Source organism: Entomobacter blattae, from assembly GCF_014672835.1.
In the GTDB taxonomy this organism is placed as follows: domain Bacteria; phylum Pseudomonadota; class Alphaproteobacteria; order Acetobacterales; family Acetobacteraceae; genus Entomobacter; species Entomobacter blattae.
The window spans coordinates 1,706,785-1,727,135 of the sequence record NZ_CP060244.1; the positions used below are offsets into that span (position 1 = coordinate 1,706,785).

The 20,351-nt window shown below is 44.9% G+C and carries 18 protein-coding genes; 15 read left to right on the top strand and 3 right to left on the bottom strand.

The genetic code is table 11. The features are described 5' to 3' along the window. The first annotated feature begins 79 nt into the window (after positions 1 to 79). Both JGUZn3_RS07550 and trpE read left to right on the top strand, forming a co-directional pair. Positions 80 to 2,005, top strand: coding sequence for a peptidylprolyl isomerase (locus JGUZn3_RS07550; RefSeq protein ID WP_203412954.1), 1,926 nt, complete (start codon positions 80 to 82; stop codon positions 2,003 to 2,005). A 77-nt stretch (positions 2,006 to 2,082) separates the two neighbouring features. Further along, positions 2,083 to 3,612, top strand: a complete 1,530-nt coding sequence (gene trpE, locus JGUZn3_RS07555; protein WP_203412955.1) for an anthranilate synthase component I — start codon at positions 2,083 to 2,085, stop codon at positions 3,610 to 3,612. Here trpE and JGUZn3_RS07560 read toward each other — a convergent pair. Next, entirely contained in the window at positions 3,609 to 3,830 is a 222-nt protein-coding gene (locus JGUZn3_RS07560; protein ID WP_203412956.1) for a hypothetical protein, read from the bottom strand. The two genes, trpE and JGUZn3_RS07560, sit on opposite strands and share 4 nt — an antisense overlap. A 326-nt stretch (positions 3,831 to 4,156) precedes the next feature. Between JGUZn3_RS07560 and JGUZn3_RS07565 the strand changes: the two genes are divergently transcribed. From JGUZn3_RS07565 to JGUZn3_RS07595, 7 genes are all read left to right on the top strand, one after another. Next, positions 4,157 to 4,774 (top strand): anthranilate synthase component II, encoded by a 618-nt coding sequence (locus tag JGUZn3_RS07565; RefSeq protein ID WP_203412957.1) that lies wholly within the window; start codon positions 4,157 to 4,159, stop codon positions 4,772 to 4,774. A gap of 50 nt (positions 4,775 to 4,824) precedes the next feature. Further along, the gene (gene trpD / locus JGUZn3_RS07570; protein WP_203412958.1) at positions 4,825 to 5,952 is read left to right on the top strand and encodes an anthranilate phosphoribosyltransferase; all 1,128 of its coding nucleotides are present in this window, start codon (positions 4,825 to 4,827) and stop codon (positions 5,950 to 5,952) included. Positions 5,953 to 5,991: 39 nt separating this feature from the next. Further along, positions 5,992 to 6,852: an indole-3-glycerol phosphate synthase TrpC gene (trpC, locus tag JGUZn3_RS07575; protein WP_203412959.1), complete on the top strand. Its 861-nt coding sequence runs from the start codon at positions 5,992 to 5,994 to the stop codon at positions 6,850 to 6,852. 11 nt (positions 6,853 to 6,863) lie between these two features. Next, complete coding sequence (gene moaC / locus JGUZn3_RS07580; protein WP_203412960.1) at positions 6,864 to 7,340, top strand: cyclic pyranopterin monophosphate synthase MoaC; 477 nt, start codon at positions 6,864 to 6,866, stop codon at positions 7,338 to 7,340. A gap of 17 nt (positions 7,341 to 7,357) precedes the next feature. Continuing rightward, a complete protein-coding gene (gene lipA / locus JGUZn3_RS07585) occupies positions 7,358 to 8,356 on the top strand; it encodes a lipoyl synthase (protein ID WP_203412961.1) in 999 nt (332 codons plus the stop codon). Between the two features lie 29 nt (positions 8,357 to 8,385). Continuing rightward, the gene (locus JGUZn3_RS07590) at positions 8,386 to 8,835 is read left to right on the top strand and encodes a type II toxin-antitoxin system RatA family toxin (RefSeq protein WP_203412962.1); all 450 of its coding nucleotides are present in this window, start codon (positions 8,386 to 8,388) and stop codon (positions 8,833 to 8,835) included. 307 nt (positions 8,836 to 9,142) lie between these two features. Continuing rightward, positions 9,143 to 9,496: a hypothetical protein gene (locus JGUZn3_RS07595; RefSeq protein WP_203412963.1), complete on the top strand. Its 354-nt coding sequence runs from the start codon at positions 9,143 to 9,145 to the stop codon at positions 9,494 to 9,496. 66 nt (positions 9,497 to 9,562) lie between these two features. Here the strand turns inward: JGUZn3_RS07595 and JGUZn3_RS07600 are convergent, their stop codons facing one another. Both JGUZn3_RS07600 and JGUZn3_RS07605 read right to left on the bottom strand, forming a co-directional pair. Beyond that, complete coding sequence (locus JGUZn3_RS07600; protein WP_203412964.1) at positions 9,563 to 10,078, bottom strand: CinA family protein; 516 nt, start codon at positions 10,076 to 10,078, stop codon at positions 9,563 to 9,565. Positions 10,079 to 10,107: 29 nt separating this feature from the next. Next, positions 10,108 to 12,120, bottom strand: coding sequence for a lytic transglycosylase domain-containing protein (locus tag JGUZn3_RS07605; RefSeq protein WP_203412965.1), 2,013 nt, complete (start codon positions 12,118 to 12,120; stop codon positions 10,108 to 10,110). 265 nt (positions 12,121 to 12,385) lie between these two features. On the opposite strand from JGUZn3_RS07605, the gene purB reads away from it, so the two are divergent. The 6 genes from purB to JGUZn3_RS07635 all read left to right on the top strand — a co-directional run bounded on the left by purB (position 12,386) and on the right by JGUZn3_RS07635 (position 20,245). Then, complete coding sequence (gene purB, locus JGUZn3_RS07610; RefSeq protein WP_203412966.1) at positions 12,386 to 13,729, top strand: adenylosuccinate lyase; 1,344 nt, start codon at positions 12,386 to 12,388, stop codon at positions 13,727 to 13,729. 662 nt (positions 13,730 to 14,391) lie between these two features. Next, on the top strand, positions 14,392 to 15,027 hold the full coding sequence (locus tag JGUZn3_RS07615; protein WP_203412967.1) for a hydrolase: 636 nt from the start codon (positions 14,392 to 14,394) through the stop codon (positions 15,025 to 15,027). 130 nt (positions 15,028 to 15,157) lie between these two features. After that, positions 15,158 to 15,403, top strand: a complete 246-nt coding sequence (locus JGUZn3_RS07620) for a DUF1427 family protein (protein ID WP_203414862.1) — start codon at positions 15,158 to 15,160, stop codon at positions 15,401 to 15,403. 281 nt (positions 15,404 to 15,684) lie between these two features. Beyond that, the gene (locus JGUZn3_RS07625) at positions 15,685 to 17,574 is read left to right on the top strand and encodes an amidohydrolase (RefSeq protein ID WP_203412968.1); all 1,890 of its coding nucleotides are present in this window, start codon (positions 15,685 to 15,687) and stop codon (positions 17,572 to 17,574) included. 109 nt (positions 17,575 to 17,683) lie between these two features. After that, positions 17,684 to 18,622 carry a glyoxalase gene (locus JGUZn3_RS07630; protein WP_203412969.1) on the top strand — a complete coding sequence of 313 codons (939 nt, stop codon included), beginning with the start codon at positions 17,684 to 17,686 and terminating at the stop codon, positions 18,620 to 18,622. Positions 18,623 to 18,745: 123 nt separating this feature from the next. Beyond that, positions 18,746 to 20,245 (top strand): alginate export family protein, encoded by a 1,500-nt coding sequence (locus tag JGUZn3_RS07635; RefSeq protein ID WP_203412970.1) that lies wholly within the window; start codon positions 18,746 to 18,748, stop codon positions 20,243 to 20,245. Positions 20,246 to 20,351: the final 106 nt, after the last annotated feature.

Below are 20,351 nucleotides of genomic sequence, written 5' to 3' on the forward strand. Positions count from 1 at the left end.
ATCCTGTATTCCGTACCTTTGAATTACAGCAATTATCATGTATTGCTAGGGAAGATTTCTGTTTAAAGGTGCATGATCGATGCTTTCTTTTTTACGCCGTATCTTTGTAGATTCCTGGCTAGGCCGTATTATGGCTGTTCTTGTGTTTATTGCCTTTATTGGTTGGGGCGCAGGAGATGTCCTGACAGATCTTTTTAATGGTAGTCATTCAGAGACTGTGGCAACTATGGGCCATCATACCCTTGGCCGGGAAGAGTTTTCTGCAGCCTTGCAAAAGGAACTGGCCGCTACAGCCCAGAGGATGGGAGAAAATACCCCTGCGAAGTTATCAGAGGAGCTCCGCCAGCAAGTGGCTCGTGCTGTGTTGTCTCGTCTTGTCATGCGGGAGTTGGTGCAAGAAATTGCCGAGGAATATGGCTTTGTCATCAGTGATGATTTGCTCAGGAAAACCGTTTTTTCCCTGCCTTATTTTCACGATAGTAAAGGTCAGTTCGATCGTAAATTATTTGATAGCCGTATCCAGCAAGCCGGCATGAATGAAAAGAAGTTTCTTGATATTGTGAAGGGAGAGCTTCTGTCGCAGGCTGTATTGCAGCCCATTGCTGCGGGTGTTCAAGCTTCTGAGGAGCTGGTTAAGCGTGCGTTTGCCTATAGTTATGAGCAGCGCCAGATTGCCAGGGTTGAAGTGCCGATGGCTGCTTTTTCAGCCGATCCCCTTCCTGCAGAGTCAGAGCTGCATCGTTTTTATATTAACCATCCATGGTTGTTCAGCGTTCCTGAGTTTCGGAAAGTTCGGGTTGTTTTATTATCAGCGAATACCATTGGTCGTTCACTGGATATTTCAGAAACTCAGCTTCGTCAGGCCTATGATGCCAATCTTGCCCATTATAATCGCCCAGAGTCGCGTAATTTTGTGCTTTTTAATACAGAGGATCAGCAAAAGGCCAAAATTCTTGCTGAGAAATGGAAAGCGGGAACGCCGCTTTCTGAAATGAAAGACCTGGCCAAAAAGGAAAAAATCAGCGTTGTGGAGATGGCAGAGGTCACCCGTGAACAAATTCCCCTTGCGGAACTTTCTTCCTCTCTTTTTGGAGCAGATGTTAATAAGGTGATGGGGCCTCTCAAAACGTCTGGAGGGTGGGCTGTTTTCGTGGTGAATAAAACCAATCCGGCGGTGAAGATTTCGTTCGAACAGGCAAGGAAGGAGCTTCATGATTCTCAGGCTGCCGGGCAAGCGGTGGGTTTGCTGCCAGAGCGGGTACAAAAATTACAAGATGCTCTGGCCGGTGGAAACAGTTTTGATCAGTTGCCAGCAGACTTGGGGGCTGCCGCTTTGGAGGGAACCTTAAACCGTGAGGGTATGACAGTTGAGAACAGACCAGCGCCCCTCCCGGTTTCAGAAAGTGTTAAACAAGCCTTGCTGAAAGATATTTTTTCTGCCCATAAGGGCGATCATCCTTCTGTGGCGTTTGGCCCTGAAAATACCTATTATGCCATTGAGGTAGAGGAGGTCATGCCTGCTCATCAGCTTGATTTTAAAACCCATTTAGCGTCCATCAGGCAAGCATGGCAGGAGCAGTCTCGCCGCCATAAGGCAGAACAAGAAGCGACAAGTATATTTCTAGCCGCACGTGCACAAGACAAGGGTGTTATGGCTCTTTCTAAGTTACCTTATAAAGCTGTTATCAGCCCTGCCTTTACCCGATCTAACCCACCGGCCGATCTTGCTTCTGGCCTTGCTAATGTTGTTTTTGCCCTGAAAAAGGGGGAGAGCACCATGCAGGCCAATAGAGGGGGGTATGAGGTTATCACCTTGCTGGATGTGATGGCTGCGGACCCTTCTCAGCAAAAGGAAGCTTATACCCAGCTCCAGCAATCTCTCACTGAGGCCCAGCAAAATGAAATTCAGCAGTTTTTTGTGCAGTCTTTGATGGATCGGGAAAAGCCCAAAATTAACAATAAGGCAGTGGAGCAGATTTTGGCAGGTTTTTCCGGCCATAGTTAAAAAACCCTCAGCTCATAACGCCAGATGCGCCCAGATGTGCAGAATCAAGCATAACAAAATGAAAAATGAGGATAAAGATGACAACACACTCAAAACAGGATGAACAGTTTCAGGTTTACCATGGGGAAAATGAGTGTGGTCTTGTCTGGCAAGTGGGTGCGGCGGATTTACTAACCCCTGTTGGGGCCTATCTCCGTTTGGCGAAATGGTCTGCTCATGATGGCAAATATATGATTTTGCTTGAAAGTATAGAGGGAGGGGCCGTAAGAGGGCGTTACTCTGTTATTGCTTTGATGCCAGATGTGGTTTGGAAATGCCAAGACGGAAAAGTTGAAATCAGTCAGGATTACTCGCCCGAAGCGCCTCTTTTTACATCTGATTCTGAGCATGGCTTACCCTTGGAATCCTTACGTCAGCTTGTAAAAGATAGTCAGATGGTGCTGCCAGATGGCCTTCCCCCAATGATAGGAGGGGTTTTTGGCTATTTGGGCTATGATATGGTTCGGCAGATGGAAGTTTTGCCCCATGCCCCTCCGGATGATCTTTCCTTGCCGGAAGGAGTAATGGTGAGGCCTTCTCTTTTCGTTATTTTTGATAATGTAAAAGATGAATTTATCCTCGCTTCTCCGGTTAGGGCCAACAAGGGGTCATTCTCATATGAAGAGCAGGTTTTAAAAGCCAAGGCAAGGGTAGAAGGGGCTTATCACGTTCTTCAGCAGGCCTTGCCAGTTCTTCCTGCTTCCCCCAACAAGCAAGGTCAATCTTCCATTACGCCTGAATCGACCTTTACCAGGGAAGATTTTTTAGGGGTGGTAGAGAAAATTAAAGAATATATTTATGCAGGGGATGCTTTTCAGGTGGTTCCCAGCCAAAGGTTTTCTGCACCTTTTTCAGGAACGCCCCTATCGCTTTACCGATCATTGCGGCGCGTTAACCCAGCGCCTTTTATGTTTTATCTTCAGTTAGAGGGTTTTGCCCTTGTCGGCTCCTCGCCAGAAATTCTGGTTCGCTTACGCGAGGGGATCATGACCGTGCGCCCATTGGCTGGTACGCGGCCGCGGGGGAAGGACCGTGCAGAAGACTTAGCGTTGGAGAAGGCATTACTGGCTGATTCCAAGGAGAAGGCGGAACATTTAATGTTAATAGACTTGGGGCGTAATGATGTTGGGCGGGTTTGCAGGCTTGGCAGTGTGCGGGTAAAAGAACAATTTATTATTGAGCGATTTAGTCACGTCATGCACATATCCTCGACGGTAGAGGGGGTGATCAAGCCTGACCATGATTGTATTGATGCGTTGGTGGCGGCTTTTCCTGCTGGGACATTAACTGGAGCCCCCAAGATCAGGGCCATGGAAATTATAGATGAGGTAGAGCGCACGAAACGTGTAACCTATGCGGGTTGTATAGGTTATTTTGGGGTTGATGGCTCTATGGATACTTGTATTGGTTTAAGGATGGCCTTGCTGAAGCAGGGGCGGATGTATGTGCAGGCTGGTTGTGGTGTTGTCGCCGAGAGTGTTCCGCAACTGGAGTATGAGGAAACCCAGCATAAGGCTCGTGCTCTGTTTCGGGCTGCGGAAGGCGCTTGGGCCTTTGCGGAAACCTAAAGCAGAAACCGTTTCTGGGCCTTTTCCCACCATAAGGTGATTTTAAAGAGGGATGAAATTTCAAAAAAACCCCAAAAAATTGGGGGAATGGTCATGAAGCTCACGATACGTTCGGCATAAGCCGTAATGGCCAGTAGAATTGGCAGTGCGGCTTTTAGTAACTGGGTTGCGGCGTTGAGTTGTTTGCAAAGATCAGTACTGTTTTGTAAAGCGTCCAACTATATGTAAAGCTCCCTACTATACTGAAAATTTCATGCGGGATGAGCCAGAATTTAAGACAAGGCCAGAATTTAAAACAAGGATTGCATCCTTTACTTTTGCAGTATCCCTTCAAAAAATAAACAAGAGTACCGATTGGCGTAAAAAAAGGCCAGCTTCGTTGGGAAAAGCTATTTTACAATAAAGCTGCGAGCGAGTATTGGAAAAACTCTTTTATATCCCCATTCTATAAAGGGTAAACGGAAAATAAAGTATAGCTTTATGTAGAAGTTTAATGCAGCTTTAGCTAGAATGATCTTCTTTTTCTCCAGATGGTTGAAAAATCATGTTACTTCTGATTGATAATTACGATAGCTTCACTTTTAACCTGGTGCACTATTTTGGTGAATTAGGGGCATCCTGCCATGTGGTACGAAATGATGCCATAAGTGTAGAGGAGGCTTTAGAAATGCAGCCAGAGGCCATTGTGATTTCACCTGGTCCCTGCTCACCTGATGAGGCTGGGATTTGCTGTGATCTGATTACTCAGGCAACAGGTAGACTCCCTATTTTAGGAGTTTGCCTGGGCCATCAGGCTATCGGGCAGGCTTTTGGAGGGAAAGTTGTACGAGCTCCGCATCCTGTGCATGGAAAAACCAGTTCAATCCATCATCAAGGGACTGATATTTTTGAAGATATCCCCGAAGGCGCAGAGATGACACGCTATCATAGCCTTGTGGTCGAACAAGAGACCTTTCCAGAGGCATTAGCGGTTACAGCTCATACGGAAGAAGGAATTATTATGGGGTTACGCCATAAACTGCACCCCATTTTTGGGGTTCAGTTTCATCCAGAGAGTATTGCTTCACGTTCAGGGCATAAGCTTCTAGAAAATTTCCTGAGAATTGCGGGAAGAAAAAATGCCACTTCAGCCGTGGAAGGCTCGTGTGAGTCCTGCTCCTAAAGGGGGCACAATAATGGTGATAGACTTTTCTTCCACCACCTTAGGGAATTATGACGAACCATTTAGAAACCAAAAATTTAGAAGCTGAAGCACAGGCCTCTTCCTCTGCTCCTCATCGGCTGAATGTCTATTCACTCCTTCTTGAGCAACTCATCTCAGGGGAAAAGCTTTCCTGCACGCAGGCTGAGGAGGTGTTTGGCCAAATCTTGCAAGGTCATGTCCCCGATGCCATGGTGGCTGCCCTTCTTGTCGTTATGCGAACGAGGGGGGAATCTCCAGAAGAACTTGCAGGGGCAGTAAAGGCGGTAAGAGCCTTAATGCAACAGGTGCCAGATGTAGCCGATAATGCAATAGATGTTTGTGGAACAGGGGGAGATGGGCAAAAAACCTTTAATATCTCTACCGCAGTGGCCTTTGTTGTTGCAGCCATGGGGGTGCCCGTAGCCAAGCATGGGAACAGGGCCTTATCATCACGTTCGGGAGCGATAGATGTTTTAGGGGCCCTGGGGGTTTTACCAGAAGGAAACCCTGTGGTTTTGTCTCGGCAGATCAGGCAGCATAATATCGCTTTTTTATCAGCGCCTTTGCATCATAAGGGCTTTGCTCATGTCAGCCATATTCGGAAAGCCTTGGGGGTAAGAACCCTTTTTAACTTGTTGGGGCCCTTATGCAATCCAGCAGGGGTTAAAAGGCAGTTGGTGGGAGTATATGCTCCCCAATGGCTTTTGCCAGTTGCTCAGACATTTCATAATTTGGGAGCTGAAAATGTTATTGTCCTAACAGGAACAACAGAAAAAGGGGCTTTTACTGATGAGTTAACCCTAGCTGGGCCTAACAGGCTAGCGGTGTTAAGGGAGAAGGAAGTTTTTAATCTGACCTTTACAGCAGAGGATATAGGCCTTAAACCTGCTCCTGTTTCTGCAATAGCAGGGGGATCTTCTCAGGAAAATGCTGCAGCTCTTGAGCGGGTGCTTCAAGGCGAAAAAAGCCCCTATAGAGATATTGTCTTGTTGAATACTGTTTTTGCATTACAGGTGGCTGAAAAAGTTAATGTTATTAAAAATGGCAGTGTTGATAAAAAGTCCTTTCAGGAAGCCAGTGCTGCTGTAGCAAAAATTATTGACGAGGGAAAAGCCTTTAACGTGCTGAATGCTTTGCGCCATACTCTGCTTACGTAAAGGCACGAATTCTGGTTTTGTTTTTTGGTATTAAAGAGAATGAACGAAAAACCCACATTGAATATACAAACAAATATCGTTGGTCCATCAGACGATGAAGTACCAGATATTTTGTTACAAATTTGCGCCCGTGTAAGGTCAGATCTTGCTAAGAAAAGCCAGATTACCCCTTTAAAGGAAATGGCTGCAAAGGCGGGGGATGTGAAAACGCCTTCCCGTGGTTTTGCTGCTGCCTTAAAGGAAAAAACGGCCAAACATCAGATTGGCTTGATTGCCGAAACCAAAAAGGCTTCCCCCTCAGCAGGGCTGTTATGTTCTCATTACAATCCGGCCTTAATTGCTCAAGAATACCAAAAGGCGGGGGCTGCCTGTATTTCAGTCCTTACTGAAGGATCGAGCTTTGGGGGTTCAGTAGAAGATTTAATAAAGGTAAAAGAGGCATGCTCTCTCCCTGTTCTTCGTAAGGACTTTATATTAGACCCCTGGCAGGTGCATGAGAGCCGCCTGGTCGGAGCAGATTGTATTTTGCTGATTATGGCTGTGTTAAAGGATGAAGAAGTCCAAGCCCTTGCCGAGCTTGCTGGAGCGCTGGGGATGGATGTGCTGATAGAAGTGCATAATGAACAAGAACTCAATCGTGCCCTTGTGTTTGATACGGCTCTTGTCGGCATTAATAATCGTAACCTCTCAACCTTAGAGATCGATATTGCCACTACAGAAAAGCTCGCACCTCAGGTACCACCCGATAAGATTATTGTATCTGAAAGTGGGATTAAAACGCATGAGGATGTTGTGCGCTTACAAAAGGTGGGTGCTAGTGGGTTTCTTGTGGGGGAAAGTTTACTGAAGCAGAAAGATAGAGGGGCTGCGGTGGCTGCTCTCCTGGGTAAAGCTGAGTAAAAAGGCGCAGAATGTCTTCTTTATCGCACCTTGATGCCTCAGGGCATGCCCGAATGGTAGATGTTTCGGAAAAATCGTCTACCCAGCGCAAGGCTGTGGCTCGGGGGAATGTTTTTATGGCCCCTGCTACGCTAGCTTTGATTTCTGAGGGGAAAATTCCCAAGGGAGATGTTTTTGCAACAGCAAGGATTGCGGGTATTCTGGCCGCCAAGAAAGTTCCTACGCTGATTCCACTTTGTCATGGGTTAGCGCTGTCTTCTGTTGTTGTTGATTTGGTTGCTGATAGGCAAACAGCATCGGTTAGGATTGAGGCCGAAGCCCGTGTGACAGGCCAAACAGGTGTGGAGATGGAAGCCTTAACAGCTGTCAGTGTTGCTGCTTTAACGATTTACGATATGTGTAAGGCCGTTGATAAAGCCATGAGGATTTCAGATATTCGTCTGGTCTTTAAATCCGGTGGAAAAAGTGGGCTTTATCAAGCAGAGTAGAAGGGAAGCAGCAGAGTATGATAACACGTTTGGTGATAGATCATCGTAACGCCTCTCCTGGTAAGCAGAATGTTTTGGGGCGTGCTTCGGTAAGGCATCCTGAAAAAATTGGCAAGGAGGATCATCTCTCACCTCCCAAGCCTGCATGGATACGTATTCGTCCCCCCGCAGCAGGGGGAAAACGGGCCGAAACCCAACAAATTATCCGTAACGCCGGTTTGACGACAGTGTGCGAAGAAGCGGCTTGTCCCAATTTGGGGGAGTGTTGGTCTCAGCGTCATGCCACGGTGATGATTATGGGTGATATTTGTACCCGTGGCTGCGCTTTCTGTAATGTGGCCACGGGAAGCCCGTCGCCGCTTGATGCAACAGAGCCAGAACGAATAAGCGAGATGGTAGCCCAACTTCAATTAAAGCACATCGTCATTACATCCGTCGATCGGGATGATTTGCCAGATGGAGGGGCTTCTCATTTTGCCAAGGTAATTCGTATTATTCGCCAGCAAAACCCGCAAACCAGTATAGAAGTGCTCACACCTGACTTCTTGCGTAAAGGGCGCGCTTATGAAGCTTTACTTGAAGCAGAGCCCGACGTGTTTAACCATAATCTGGAGACAGTGCCGCGTTTTTATTCCACCATACGGCCTGGCGCGCGATATTATCAGTCCTTACGTTTACTCGATGATGTTAAGCGCTTAGCGCCCCAAATTTTTACCAAGTCTGGATTGATGGTGGGGTTCGGAGAGGAGGAGCGGGAAGTTTGGCAGGTTATGGACGATCTACGGGTTGCAGAGGTTGATTTTTTAACCATAGGACAGTATTTACAGCCTACCCGTAAGCATGCCCCTGTTCATTCTTATATCACGCCGGAAAATTTTTCTGACTATGCTCTAAGGGCCAAAAACAAGGGGTTTCTGCTTGTAAGCTCTTCTCCCCTTACGCGTTCCTCTTATCATGCAGATGCTGATTTCAGGACATTAAAGGAAGCCAGGGCTTTGGCAGTTGAAAAACAATAAACAAATATAAAGGTAAAAGTGGTTTTCTAATGCCGACACATGCAGAAAAACGTTTGGTCCATTTTAGCCCTCAGCAGTTATTTGATCTGGTTGCAGATGTTGGCCATTATCCGGATTTTCTTCCTTGGTGCTCTGGGGCACGGGTACGCTCTCATCAGGAAAATGAATTGCTGGCAGATCTTACCATAGGCTTTGGCCCTTTTCGGGAAACCTTTACAAGTCGGGTTACTTTGGAAAAGCCTACATTTATTCGTGTAAAATATGAGCAGGGCCCCTTTCGTTATTTAAATAATACTTGGAATTTTATTGAAGATTCTCATGGCACCTATGTTAATTTTTTTGTAGATTTTGAGTTTCGGTCTCGCATTTTACAAGCTGCCATTGGTGTGGTGTTTAACGAGGCTGTAAAGCTCATGGTTTCTGCTTTTATCAGGCGCGCAGAAGAGGTGTACGCCAAACCCATCAGTGGGGGAATATAGAAAGGGACAAGAGCGCCCAATCTTGTAGAAAAGGGCATATTTTCTTAAATAAGGGAAGAGTAAAAGGGTTTTTCTAGCCCCAATGAGAAGGCATTGTGGCCTGACAACACTGTGTTGTATAAAAGATACAAGAGGTAAATAATCACTATTATATCTGTGTTTTTATTGCACGCTTTGGAAACCTTATACAGAATTATCTCGTTTCACTATCGTCTTAGGAACGAGTTCGGGTTAAAATAAATTCGATAGCCATAATCTTTATGGCTTATTCGTGCTGAATCTAATTTTGATGAAGGAATTAAAAAATATGAAACGTTTGTTTGGGATAACAGCTTTGACAGCTTCTGTCGCTTTGGCTGTACCATCTCTTGCTTTGGCCAACCACACACCAAAACACCATACATCAAAACATCATGGTCAATATCATAATGGCAAATATGGTCATGGCCATGGCCGCTTTGCTCATGGTGGTGGAGATGCGACAACTGCTGACCTGAACGCCCGTAGCCTTCAGGCTGCTCAGTCTGGTCAAGGTGCACCGGTTAATGGCGCCCCTGGTGGACTGCAGTCCTCTGTAACGCAGCCTGGTGGTGGGATGCCTTCAGAAGATAACACAATGGCACCTCCTCCTCCACCTCCAACCCCAGATGATGACGAATAATAGTCTCTGAGTATTGGTTAATAGGCCTGCCAAGTAAAAATGGTATCCCTAAAAAGGATACCATTTTTACTTTGAAATGGCTTCTTCTACGAGTTGTAATCCTTCAATAGCGGCCTGAATGCGAATGGCACTGCGAGTGCCAGAGAAAATCTTTGAACGTGCAAGAATATGGGGTTGGTTGTATAAAGTCACTGCAAACCACACCAGTCCTACGGGTTTTTCAGTACTTCCGCCTCCTGGGCCGGCAATACCCGTTACGGAAATGGCAATATGGGCTTGGGCTTTCTCAAGGGCTCCTTTGGCCATAAAAATGGCTGTTTCCTGGCTAACGGCTCCTACTGTTTTAAGCGTTTCTGCGGGTACACCAAGTTGGTGCTGTTTAAAGGAGTTCGCATAGCTTACAAACCCCCCTAATACCACATTTGATGACCCTGCATGATGAGTTAATGAGGCTGCAATTAAGCCTCCGGTACAGCTTTCAGCTGTAACAACATGCAGGTTCTGTTTTTGTAAGAGTGTTAAAGTTGTAAGGGAGCGCTGAATAAGAGGGGGAGGAAGGTCTTCTAAATCTTTAATAAACATGGTTGATAGGGCCTGTTACAAATAATGGATTAACTAGGTGGGGGAGAGTGATAAAGGGCCTGGTAAAGGGTAAAGTTTTGCCATACTTGCTTAATGTAATGCCGTGTTTCAGGGTAGGGCATGTTCTCTATCCAGTCTAGCATAGCGATAGGAGAGGTTGCAGGGGGCGTAGGCAGCCAGGTTTTTACCCGTGTAGGGCCTGCATTATAGGCTGCAATTGTGTAGGGTAGAGCGTTGTTGAAGGTTTTTAACAGCATTTTAAGATAGAGCATTCCCAAAGTGGTATTGAGGGTAGCATCGGTTAGAGCAGAAATGGAAATAGGAGTGGTGATTTTTATATGGTTTTTTTCAGCCATGTCTTTTGCAGTGGCAGGCATAAGCTGCATGAGGCCCACCGCTCCTGCGGAGCTGGATATTGTAGGGTTAAAATTACTTTCCTGACGGATAATGGCCAAGGTAAGGGAAGTGAGAAGCTGGTCGGTGGTGGGGAGGGGGGGAGATGATAACTCAAGCATGGGCCAACCCTGGGGGAAAAGGGCAATTCCTTCCTGGCTAGCCTTTCGGCTTAACATTACGGCGGCACTGGCACTGTTAACCCCATGGGCAAAAGCAGCTGCAAGGGAGAGAACTTCAGGAGTGGGATCATTTTGCCCTGCTTGCATAATAAAAGCTGTGGCGTGCTTATAGTCTTTTTCAGCAATAAGAAGGGTTGCGGCCTGGATGAGCTCATTACCCAGAAAATCAGTAGCCTGTTTAAGTGTCCATAAAGGTTCTTTATGGTGGGAAAGGGCCTTATACAGAATGGGAATATAAGGGATGGGATCGGTCAGGAAGTTGGTTTGCTGGGTGCCTGTATTGCGTGCAAAAAGGGCAATCTGACCATAAAAAACTGTTGGATATTGGGCAGCTTTGCTCCAACTTGAGAGAGCATCTTGTGGTTGATGCGCTTCCATAAAGGTTTCTCCCAGCCAGAAATAGCCTTCTGCTTTAACAGAAAGAGCAGGCTCGCGGGTTAAAGATACGAAATATTTTCTGGCTTTTTCTGGTTGATGAATCAGTCTTAAGGTCATCCACCCTGCTAGAAAGGCTGAATCATTGCAATTTTTATGCGGTAGGCAACTCCCATCATCAGCGATCAGAATGGCATTGGAAATATGTTTTCGTTGCAGTAAGGTCTGAACAAGCTTTTTTCTTTCCTGCCAGAATAAATCAGAGGCTGCGTAAAGTTCTGCTCTGTTTCCTTGGTCTTTCCAGAGCTTTACAGCCTCTTCAATTTGGTTATTTTTTCGCAGCCAGCGGACACGGCTTAAAAACAATGTGGGATGGGAAAGTTGCTTCGGTTCAAGGGGCAGTAAAAATCTGTCTGCCTGGGGGGTATTGGTTTGATAGGCTAGGATCGCTGAGGCCAGCTTTTTCTGCTCTGGCAGAAGCAAGGGCAGAAGATGTTTTGCAGATAGGAAATGGTCTTCTTTCACCAGAAGGAGAAAGCGCTTCCAATGGTCCTCGGTGGAGAGATAATTTTTGAAAACTTCATAAAATTTGTTTTCTTCCTCGGTAGAAAGGAGTGAAGTTTGCCAGATCTGATGAGATTTTTTGGCTATAATAGGAAATAGGGGCGCAATGTTGGCACATCTTACCAAGGCTGGGGCGAAGGGGATAGGCTGGTTTAGGCATAAGGGGCTAGCAATAGCGTCTTCCGGCTCGCTAGCGAGTTTTTTCAATAGCCTTGTTTGCATATATTGATGGTTAGGCCAGGCGGGATGCTGGATAAGGAAGTAGGCATAATCGCTTGGGGATCCCCCTTGTGTTGAAAGAAGGGAGAGGTAGGTCTTTACACTGTCCTGTAGGGTATTTTCTGGTTCACTGGGGGGGAGAGTTTGGCCAGTATAGAAGCTTGGTGAAATAGAGTTGTTCGAGGGGGTAGGAGTTTGGCTTGCACAAGATGCAAGAAAAAAAGCAGCGATGATTTTATAGGCCACCATTTCCGGCTTGTGCCTTATAAATTTAGAAGGGAGGTGTTGGTGAGAATGCCGTATACTCATGGAATGGGCACTCACTTTGAGAAAGGGGAAAGAAAATATTTGAGCATAATACTCTCTATAATGACGAATTTACCTATGATAACGAATTTACGGTATAGATCGATTTTAAAATATTTTCCTATAAGGTCTCTTTATAAGGAATAGGGTGTATGAGGGAGACAATTTCCTGTTATTGTAGTCATGGTCGCGTTATAAAGCGGAGTGTTTTATTTTATAAAGGTTCGTATGCCTTTATACACTACTTTGGACCAGAAAGATTAAAAATATGATACCTCGTTACAGTCTCCCCACCATGTCAGCGATTTGGGAAGCTAAAAATCGGTATAAAATATGGTTTGAGATTGAGGCCAGCGCGTGTGAAGCCATGGCCGAGCTGGGTGAAGATATTCCTGCTTCCTCTGCGCAGATCATTCGCCAAAATGGAGAGAAAGCCATGGCGGCTTTTTCTGAAGCTGATCGACGCAGAATTGATGACATTGAAGCCGAAACCCGCCATGATGTGATTGCTTTTTTAACATGGCTTGCTGAAAAGATTGGCCCTGAGAGTCGATTTGTTCATTTGGGGATGACTTCTTCGGATATTTTGGATACGACCTTTTCTGTTCAGCTCAATCAGGCTGCCGATATTTTATTAGATGATTTAAAACGCCTTCTGGTAGCGTTGGAGAAAAGGGCGTTTGAACATAAACACACTTTAACCATTGGTCGTAGCCATGGAATTCATGCCGAGCCTCTCTCTTTTGGGTTGAAGCTTGCTGGTTATTATGCTGAATTTTCTCGTAACTATCAGCGGCTGCAAAGAGCGCAAGAAGAGATTGCCACATGTGCTATTTCAGGCGCAGTAGGAACATATGCCCATATTGACCCACGGGTGGAAGAATATGTTGCCCGTAAACTGGGCTTACAGCCAGAACCAGTCTCAACGCAGGTTATTCCACGTGATCGGCACGCAGCGTTTTTTACGGCCTTGGCGATTGTTGCAAGCTCAATAGAGCGATTGGCCGTAGAAATACGGCATTTACAGCGCTCGGAAGTGCGCGAGGCTGAGGAATATTTCCATCCTGGGCAAAAAGGCTCTTCAGCCATGCCTCATAAGCGTAATCCTGTTCTAACAGAAAACCTTACTGGTTTAGCCCGTCTGGTACGTTCTTATAGTCTTCCTGCTTTAGAGAATGTTGCGCTTTGGCATGAGCGTGATATCAGTCATTCATCTGTAGAACGTACTATTGGCCCCGATGCGACAATTGCTTTGGATTTTGCCTTAAACCGTTTGGCCGAAGTCATTGAAAAACTGGTTATTTATCCAGATCGGATGATGGCAAACCTGGAAAGCCTAGGGGGTGTTGTGCATTCTGGGGAGGTATTGCTGGCTTTGGTGAGGGTAGGGATATCCCGCGAAGATGCCTATCGTATTATTCAGCGAAACGCCATGAAAACCTGGGAGAGGCTTGGCCAGAAAGACTGGAAGTGCTTTAGGGAGAATCTTTTAGGGGATGAAGAAGTGAGTGGAAGGGTGCCAGAAAATATCATTGATGCGGCGATGGATAACGCCCAGCATCTTAAGCATATCGATTACAGCTTTAAGAAGGTTTTTGGTAAGGCCGGCTAGGCCCGCTGCTCATAATCTTAATTATAAACCGTATAAATGGTCGAAATCTGGTTCCTATCAGGAATAAAAGTATTTCTTACAGGATAGGCCCTTAATAGAAATAGGAGCCTTTTTATTGAGGAACATGTTCTTTAGGAATATGAGTGGTTTTTCATAAAGTTTTTGTAAATTTGTAAAGCAGAGAAGAAGATATAACAACAGCAGTTTCTCTTATATAGAAGAGAAATGGCGAGTATACAAATCTGGATCATGCTCTAGGCGTTTAGGCAGAAGGTTTTAGGAAAAATCTGGATTATGAATAAAAAATTGAGATATTTGAGTGGAGTTTTTGAATCGTCATGCTAGGTTTGGTAAGAAAACCTTTAATTTTTCTTCAATTTTAGAAACAAAGGTTTTCTTTTTTTAAGAACAACTTTTCTTGAATAAGAAAGGCTTGGAAATTAGGTAAACTCATGATTATAAAACTTTTGTGTATTATGTCCTTAAATTTATGTGTATTATATCCTTAATTTAAATATGTGCATGTTTGAGTTCATAATACAGAGATTTTTATTTTCAGAAGTATATAAATATCTTTTTTTGAAGAAAATAATAGGTTTTGAATGTTGCTCTCCCCCGGAAGGGATACTCTTTTTCGGTGGGAAATGAAAATAGGTAATAAAATGTCAAATTATGCTAAAATGCTCACTCCAGATGACTGTGTATTAACTCTTATTGATTTTCAGCCTGCAATGTATCAGGGCGTTCAAAGCCATGACCGGGCAACCATCATGGCCAATGTCCAGATCTTGGCAGAGACTGCAAAGGTTTTTAAAGTTCCAACCGTATTAACTAGTGTTGCTTCCAATACATTTTCTGGGCAATTCATGCCTGAAATCACGGAAGGTGTTTTCCCTGGGAAGCCCATGATTGAGCGGACTTCTATTAATTCATGGCTGGATCCCAAGTTCCGTGAAGCCATTAAAGCAACAGGTAAGAAGCGTGTTGTTATTGCCGGGTTGTGGACATGTGCCTGCGTAAGTTTCCCAACGTTTGACATGTTGAAAGAAGGGTTTGAAGTTTTCGTTGTTGCCGATGCTTGTGGGGACACCAACCTTGAACCACATGATAGAGCGATGGACAGAATGGTGCAGGCTGGTGCGGTTCCTGTCACTGCTCTACAGTTCTTGTTTGAACTACAGCAGGATTGGGCCAGAACAGAGACTTACCCAGAAGTTATGGAGATCCTTAAGAAATTTACCCCTTATGGAGTGCAAGTTCGCTTCTCTAAATGGGCTCTTGGTGATCATCCTGGCTAAGGCCTGTTCGGTGTATTTTTTCTAGAGAGTTTCTTATCTTCTCCTGTCAGTAGGCGGGAGAAGGTCAGTGTTTTTAGAGAAGATATATAGATTAATTTTTAACTCTTAATTTCTACTGGGGTGCTTGGTGATGATTCCATATTTGCTTTCTTTTGTTATTGGTTTGGGAGTAGGTGGTCTGTATGCCCTTTTGGGTGTTGCCTCGCCAGCCCCACCTATCATTGCTCTGTTGGGACTTTTAGGGATGGTTACCGGTGAAACCGCCGTAAAATACATTCGTACGCCTCATAAGGAAATTACGCATTCTGTTGCTGAGTTATGCCATTCTAAAAGTTTTATGAATGAGGATGAAAAAAACTCTTCTCCTGTTGGTTAATGCTATTAAAGGGAATCATCGCCGGTTGGTTGAATGATCCCTACTAAAGATTATGATTGTAAAACAACAGCCTATCACCAGTTTAGGTGTGTGAGTATAGTCAGAGGTATTGATTTTACAGAAGGATTTATCATCTCTTTTTAGGGGGATGGTGTTTGGAGCTAGCTTTTGTTTTTATTAAGCTCAACTGGCCTGATTTACAGGAAAATACAGAGTATTTTATTAGGTTTTTGTTAATGTAGGCTTTAAAAGTATAATTTTAAATATAGGGAGTTAAAGGGATGCCTGCTGTAGAGACACCAGATATTATTTTGCATAGAGGGTTATTTACAACCCTTGATCCAGCAAACCCTACGGCGAACGCCGTAGCTATCAAGAATGGAGAATTTATTGCTGTTGGGCATGATAAAGAAATTATGCCCTTGGCTGGAAAAAACACCAAGATTGTCGACCTTAAAGGACACCGTGTCCTTCCTGGCATTATTGACAACCACCTGCACCTTATCCGCGGTGGCCTAAATTTTAATATGGAACTGCGGTGGGATGGTGTAAGGAGCCTAGCAGATGGTATGGCCATGCTTCGCCAGCAGGTAGCTATTACCCCTCCACCACAATGGGTTCGGATTGTAGGCGGTTTTACCGAAAACCAGTTTGTTGAAAAACGCTTGCCCACGTTAGATGAAATTAACCAGGTTGCCCCTGATACCCCTGTTTTTATTCTTCATTTATATGATCGGGCCATTCTGAATGCTGCTGCTTTAAGGGCCTGTGGTTATGATAAAAATACTCCAGCGCCTCCTGGCGGAGAATTTGAAAAAGATGCTCAAGGGAATTTAACGGGTCTTCTCTTGGCCAAGCCGAATGCCACTATTTTATATGCAGCCCTGGCTCGTGGTCCGAAACTGCCGTTTGATTATCAGGTGAATTCGACACGCCATTTTATGCGGGAACTGAATCGTTTAGGAATTACCAGCGCTATTGATGCGGGCGGTGGTTCGCAAAATTACCCTGAAGATTACCAGGTGATCAAAAAATTATCTGATGAAAAACAGCTTACGATACGTATTGCCTATAATTTGTTCACCCAAAAGCCCAAGCAGGAAAAGGAAGATTTTCTGAATTGGTGCCAGACCACCACTTACCATGATGGAGATAGCTATTTCCGCCATAATGGTGCTGGGGAAATGCTGGTCTATTCAGCAGCGGATTTTGAAGATTTCCGCCAGCCTCGCCCTGATATGCCCTCTAATATGGAAGGGGATCTGGAAGGTGTTATTCGTGTTCTGGCCCAAAATAGATGGCCGTGGCGGCTGCATGCGACTTATGATGAGACCATCTCACGGGCTTTGGATGTTTTCGAGAAAGTGAACCAGGATATCCCATTGGAAGGTCTTAATTGGTTTTTTGATCATGCAGAGACCATCTCAGATCGTTCAATTGATCGTATCGCTGCCTTAGGTGGGGGGATCGCCTTGCAACATCGTATGGCTTATCAAGGCGAATATTTTGTTGAGCGCTATGGTTTGGGCGCAGCGGAAGCGACCCCACCGGTGAAGAAAATTATGGACGCAGGTGTTAAAACCTCTGGCGGTTCGGATGCAACGCGGGTTTCTTCTTACAATCCGTGGGTCGGGCTTTCATGGTTGGTGACTGGTAAAACGGTTGGTGGCCTTAAAATTTACCCTAACCAAAACTGTCTTGATCGTGAAACGGCCCTACGCATGTATACGGAAAAGAGTACATGGTTTTCTAACGAAGTGGGGAAAAAGGGGCAAATCAAGGTTGGCCAGTATGCAGACCTTATTGTGCCAAACCATGACTATTTTTCCTGTGCTGAAGACGAGATTAGCCATATCGTTTCAGAATTGACAATGGTTGGCGGTAAAATCGTTTATTCTGAAGGCGAATTTGGCCCGCTGAATGAGGTGGAAGTCCCTCCTGCTATGCCAGAATGGTCTCCTGTTCGTACCTATAAAGGGTATGGTGCCTGGGGTGTAGAGAAAAAAGATTCTACCGCCTTTATGCGCCAGACTGCTGCATCAAGCTGTGGATGTGAAAGTGCCTGTGCAACACATGGCCATGATCACGCTGCGGCATGGGCTAGTAAAATTCCCGTAGCCGACCTCAAGAGCTTCTGGGGAGCCCTGGGATGCTCTTGTTGGGCGTTTTAAGTTTCCTTATAAAAATATTATAGGTGATGTTTTTGTAAAGAATATTACTGTATAACAACAGTATATTCTTTACTATATTGGTTTGGTTTTTTATTTTAAGGGGATATGTATGAAAAAGCGTGGCTGGTTTGGTTATACAGCGCTTGCTCTTATGGCAAGTTTGTCTTTTGTTGGAAATAATAGTGCAATTGCTCGCACGGGTGATGCAGAGCCCGCACAACAGCAAATTATCGGCGGACCAATTTTAGCGGTAGGTCCCCAATATGATACAACGCACGTGTATATTAGCCCTAATAAAAGGGATGATTTTGTAAAAAGCTTTTTAGGGACATTTGGGGGAACCTCCACTAAAACGGTTGTTGCCACAGTAACCCCCACACCAAGCTCAACAACTTCACAGCTATTATTTACTCCAGTTGGTACCCTTTCCGTCTTTGGGTTTAAAACTCCTATTCCTTACCCATTTGGTCAGGAACGGACGGGTTATTTGGTTACGGATATGGATAAGGCTATTGATTGGGCGCAGAAAAATGGGGCGTACGTTGTCGTTGCTCCCTTTAATGACCCAATAGGGCGTGATGCAGTCATCCAATGGCCTGGTGGGGTGAATATGCAGATTTATTGGCATTTCAAGTCTCCTTCCTATAAGCCATTACACACTATTCCAGAAAACCGGATCTATTTAACGCCACGGGCTGCAGAGGCTTTTGTGAAAAGTTTTGTGACCTTTTCCAGAGGGCGCGTTGTTTCAGATGAAAGCGCAGTATCCGGAGTTGAGATTGGCCGCCCCGATACAACTTTTAGGCGGATTCGTTTGGAATCTGGTTTTGGGAAAGTGGTTGTTCTTGTGACAGAAGGCTTTTTGCCTTACCCCTATGGGCATGAAATTTCAGGATATGAAGTAACAGATTTTGATGCCACGATAAGGCAAGCAAAAGATCATGGGGTTAAGGTTCTTGCTGGGCCTTATACGGTACAAGGGCAGAAAGGGGCGATCTTGGAATTCCCTGGCGCTTATATTGCCGAAATCCATACTGCTACGCCCTAAGAAAGGCATACCCCTAAAAAGGTGTAAGAGTATCAAAAATGTAGCAAAAGGCCTTAAAAATAAGGTTTTTTGCTACAAACAATAAAAAAATAAAAAAAAGAAGCAGCATAAAAAAGAAACGGAATGCAGGGATTATACAAAAAGGTTGGTTTTTGTTTCATTGTTGGTATGGTTGTTTCTTTTTCAAAAGAATCCTTTGCTCAGGGCACTGCCGAACAGACAGAGCGGGGGCCTTATATTTCCACATTGGCTTTTGATAAATTGGACGATGGAAAAGAACCTTGGAACTTGAATGACAGCCTTTCCAAAACTCGACCCAAGATTGAAGCGAACCGGTGGACAGAAAAATGGGCTGCTCTCTATAATCCTTCCTTACGAACTGAGCCACTGGATTCATTAAAATATATTTCTCTCGATGAGTCTGATCCTTATTCTTATATCTCTTTGGGGATGAACGTTCGGGAGCGTTACGAGAACTTAAGCTCTAGTCAATTTGGAATTACGCCCAATAAGCATGATAACTATCTGCTGCACAGGCTACTATTTCATTTTGATATAAGAGTAGATAGGCACTGGCAGATTTACACCCAGTTTGAAGATGTGCGTCCGGTTGAAAAAAACACTATTAGCCCCGTTGATAAAAACAAGTTGGATGTCCGTATGGCCTTTGTGGGCTACCAAACCCGCCTTGATGAGGATTCTGTTTTAAAAGCTCGGGTCGGGCGCCAGGGTTTTGCCTTTGATTTACAAAGATTTGTATCTTTGCGGCAGGGGCCAAACGTTCAGCAGGCGTTTGATGCCATTTGGGGAGATCTGGAGCTGGGGGAGTGGCGTATTATCGGTATTTTAAGCCATCCTGTTCAGTATCAAGCCAAACGAGTATTTGACGACTACTCAAACTCTCGCAACTCTTTTCACATGTTTCGCGTTGAACGGCACGTACTGGGAGATGCCTCTCTTTCTGCCTATTATGCCCGTTATGAACAACACGATACTAGTGTTTACAATACACCAGGCAATGAAAGGCGTAATATTATTGATGCCCACTTTGCGGGCAAAAAATATGGAGTTGATTGGGATGTAGAAAGTATGGGCCAGTTTGGTGATATCACCGGTAAAAATATCCAGGCATGGGCAGCAGCAGCCCGACTAGGCTATACTTTCGATGTCGATACCTCTCCTCGTATTGGTATTCAGTTTGACTCTGCCTCAGGTAGCCATAACCCTAATGGGCATACGATTGGTACTTTTAATCCCCTTTATCCCAATGGGTATTATTTTACTTTGGCAGGGTTTACGGGGTACTCTAACCTTGTTCATCTTAAGCCTTCTTTCTCTTTCAATCCCATCAAGAGTGTCTCTCTTGAATTTGATGTGGGGATGCAGTGGCGTGAAACACGAAATGATGCCATTTATACCCAACCTAATATTCCTTTGCGGAATACAGCTGGAAAAGGAAGCCACTGGAGTGGTGTTTACGAGGCAGCAACTTTGGGCTGGTCGGTCATGCCTAATTTGTCTTTCTCTGTAATGGAAGCCTATTATCAGGTGGGTGATACGATCCGCCAAGCCGGTGGGCATAATAGCAACTATACAGGTGCACAAATGGATTTTGCCTGGTAGTATCCATTCACGATGACCCGTCTTGAAGTAAGGGGAAATGATGGGAAAATGGCTTACGAGTAAAAACAGAAGGCGTAAGAATATTTCTCTTCCTAAAGTGATTTTC

Excerpts from the sequence above, each read along its gene's own strand:
- JGUZn3_RS07550 (WP_203412954.1), top strand. The coding sequence starts at position 80 with ATGCTTTCTTTTTTACGCCGTATCTTTGTAGATTCCTGGCTAGGCCGT.
- JGUZn3_RS07600 (WP_203412964.1), bottom strand. The coding sequence starts at position 10,078 with ATGTTTATTAAAGATTTAGAAGACCTTCCTCCCCCTCTTATTCAGCGC.
- JGUZn3_RS07625 (WP_203412968.1), top strand. The coding sequence starts at position 15,685 with ATGCCTGCTGTAGAGACACCAGATATTATTTTGCATAGAGGGTTATTT.
- JGUZn3_RS07635 (WP_203412970.1), top strand. The coding sequence starts at position 18,746 with ATGCAGGGATTATACAAAAAGGTTGGTTTTTGTTTCATTGTTGGTATG.
- moaC (WP_203412960.1), top strand. The coding sequence starts at position 6,864 with ATGTCTTCTTTATCGCACCTTGATGCCTCAGGGCATGCCCGAATGGTA.
- JGUZn3_RS07615 (WP_203412967.1), top strand. The coding sequence starts at position 14,392 with ATGTCAAATTATGCTAAAATGCTCACTCCAGATGACTGTGTATTAACT.
- trpD (WP_203412958.1), top strand. The coding sequence starts at position 4,825 with ATGACGAACCATTTAGAAACCAAAAATTTAGAAGCTGAAGCACAGGCC.
- purB (WP_203412966.1), top strand. The coding sequence starts at position 12,386 with ATGATACCTCGTTACAGTCTCCCCACCATGTCAGCGATTTGGGAAGCT.
- JGUZn3_RS07595 (WP_203412963.1), top strand. The coding sequence starts at position 9,143 with ATGAAACGTTTGTTTGGGATAACAGCTTTGACAGCTTCTGTCGCTTTG.
- lipA (WP_203412961.1), top strand. The coding sequence starts at position 7,358 with ATGATAACACGTTTGGTGATAGATCATCGTAACGCCTCTCCTGGTAAG.
- trpE (WP_203412955.1), top strand. The coding sequence starts at position 2,083 with ATGACAACACACTCAAAACAGGATGAACAGTTTCAGGTTTACCATGGG.
- JGUZn3_RS07565 (WP_203412957.1), top strand. The coding sequence starts at position 4,157 with ATGTTACTTCTGATTGATAATTACGATAGCTTCACTTTTAACCTGGTG.
- JGUZn3_RS07605 (WP_203412965.1), bottom strand. The coding sequence starts at position 12,120 with ATGAGTATACGGCATTCTCACCAACACCTCCCTTCTAAATTTATAAGG.
- JGUZn3_RS07620 (WP_203414862.1), top strand. The coding sequence starts at position 15,158 with ATGATTCCATATTTGCTTTCTTTTGTTATTGGTTTGGGAGTAGGTGGT.
- JGUZn3_RS07630 (WP_203412969.1), top strand. The coding sequence starts at position 17,684 with ATGAAAAAGCGTGGCTGGTTTGGTTATACAGCGCTTGCTCTTATGGCA.
- JGUZn3_RS07590 (WP_203412962.1), top strand. The coding sequence starts at position 8,386 with ATGCCGACACATGCAGAAAAACGTTTGGTCCATTTTAGCCCTCAGCAG.
- trpC (WP_203412959.1), top strand. The coding sequence starts at position 5,992 with ATGAACGAAAAACCCACATTGAATATACAAACAAATATCGTTGGTCCA.